Source organism: Nocardia neocaledoniensis (assembly GCF_029868625.1).
In the GTDB taxonomy this organism is placed as follows: Bacteria; Actinomycetota; Actinomycetes; order Mycobacteriales; family Mycobacteriaceae; genus Nocardia; species Nocardia neocaledoniensis_A.
The window spans coordinates 1-2,309 of sequence record NZ_JARWOJ010000241.1 but is presented as its reverse complement, the minus strand read 5'-3'; the positions used below and the strand labels follow the sequence as shown (position 1 = coordinate 2,309).

1 protein-coding gene is annotated in these 2,309 nt (G+C 68.4%); it reads right to left on the bottom strand.

What is annotated here, in order from left to right; genetic code table 11:
• A partial coding sequence (gene topA / locus QH270_RS18920; RefSeq protein ID WP_280344174.1) for a type I DNA topoisomerase occupies nt 1-1,841 on the bottom strand: 1,841 nt, incomplete at its 3' end.
• Between the last annotated feature and the right edge of the window lie 468 nt (nt 1,842-2,309).

Genomic DNA, 2,309 nt, shown 5'->3' with positions numbered 1-2,309 from the left:
TCGGCACCGTGATCGCCACCGAAGTAGAAGCTGGACAACCAGTTTCCGCGCTGCTCGCGGCCACCGGCGATCGCGTCGAGGTCGTCTTCCATGGCGGCGGTGAAGTCGAAGTCGACGAGCCTGCCGAAATACGCTTCGAGCAGGCCGACCACCGCGAACGCCACCCACGACGGCACGAGGGCGCTGCCGCGTTTGTAGACGTACCCGCGGTCGAGGATGGTCTTGATGATCGAGGCGTAGGTCGAGGGGCGGCCGATGCCGAGTTCCTCGAGCGTCTTGATCAGCGAGGCCTCGGTGTAGCGCGCGGGCGGGTTGGTGCTGTGCCCGTCGGGAGTCAGCTCGACGGCGGTGACGCCCTGACCTTCCTCCAGCGCGGGGAGCCGGGACTCGGCGTCGTCGGACTGGCCGCCCGCCTCCTCGTCGACGCTCTCGACGTAGGCCTTCAGGAAGCCGGGGAAGGTGATCGTGCGGCCCGAGGCCGAGAACACGCACTCCTCGCCGGTGCCCGCGGTGCCGGTGATGCGCAGGGTCAGCGTGGTGCCTCGCGCGTCGGCCATCTGGGAGGCGACGGTGCGCTGCCAGATCAGCTCGTAGAGCCGGAACTCGTCCTGGTCGACCTTCGAGTGCAGCTGGCCGGGGGTCATGAAGACATCACCCGACGGGCGGATCGCCTCGTGTGCCTCCTGCGCGTTCTTGACCTTGCGGTTGTACTGCCGCGGCGTCGGCGACACGTACTCCTGGCCGTAGAGCTGGGTGGCCTGCGAGCGGGCCGCGGCGATCGCCGACTCCGACAGCGTCGTGGAGTCGGTTCGCATGTAGGTGATGTAGCCGTTCTCATACAGCCGCTGCGCGACCCGCATGGTGCGCTCGGAACTGAACCGCAGCTTGCGGCCCGCCTCCTGCTGCAGCGTGGAGGTCATGAACGGCGGGTACGGCTTGCGCGTGTACGGCTTGGCCTCGGCTGAGCTGACCACCAGGTCGACGCCGTCGAGCGATTCGGCGAGCCGGCGGGCATACGCCTCGTCCAGCACGACGACGCCCGACGCGGTCTTGAGCTGGCCGTCAGAACCGAAATCGCGGCCCGACGCGACGCGCGCGCCCTCGACCTGCACCAGTCGCGCGCCGAAGGTGCGCGGGTTCGTCGAATCCGACGACTCGTCGACACCGGCGTCGAGCTTGGCTGCGATATCCCAGTATTCGGCGGAGCGGAACGCGATGCGCTCGCGTTCACGCTGCACGATCACCCTGGTCGCGACGGACTGCACGCGGCCGGCCGAGAGCCGGGGCATGACCTTCTTCCACAGCACCGGACTGACCTCGTAGCCGTAGAGGCGATCCAGGATGCGGCGGGTCTCCTGCGCGTCGACCAGATCGGTGTCGAGGTCGCGCGTGTCGGCGGCGGCGGCGAGGATGGCGGGCTCGGTGATCTCGTGGAAGACCATCCGGCGGACCGGGACCTTCGGCTTGAGCGTCTCGAGCAGGTGCCAGGCGATGGCCTCACCCTCGCGGTCGGGGTCGGTGGCGAGGTAGAGCTCGTCAGCGTCGGCCAGCAGGCTCTTGAGCTCGGAGACCTTGGCCTTCTTGTCCGGGCTGACGACATAGATCGGCTCGAAGTCGTGATCGACGTCGACGCCGAGGCGCGCCCAGGACTGGCCCTTGTATTTGGCCGGGACGTCGGCGGCGCCGCGCGGCAGGTCACGGATGTGGCCCACCGAGGCTTCGACGGTGTAGTTGCGGCCCAGGTAGGGCGCGATCTTGCGGGCCTTCGTCGGGGACTCGACGATCACGAGACGACGCAGGGGACGCCCCTGGTCGGCTGAACTGCGGTCTCGTGTTGCCACCGGCGAACACCTTCCTTCTTGATCCGCGCGTCGGGAGGTCCGCTCGGTACGCGGCTGGGGCAGACGGCGCGACGTACGCACATCGCCACCAGTGACGTTTATACCTTGCGCGCTTGGGTAGCTGCGTCCACGGCGGCCGGCGCCGCGGGTTCCCGGCCATCGTGGCCTGGGAACTTCTGGGCGACCTTACCCCTGAAATGGCTCGTCCCCCCCCACCGCGGGGAGGGGGGGGGCGGGCGGTGTTTCGATTAGCAGCTGAGGTGAGCGCGCGCACGCCGGTGGCCTGGGGGGCCGTTGTGCCCAGGCCGCCCTCGGACTCGACCGTGGGGTTTGTTAGGTTCGAAATTGGGTCCAACATTTCTGTTCGGGTTCGTGTGCCCCGCGCCTGGGTCGCGCCGTTGCGACTACTCACAAGGGGGGGTTGCTGTGCTAGGGCAGGCGTTGACGATAGACCAAACTCACCACGAC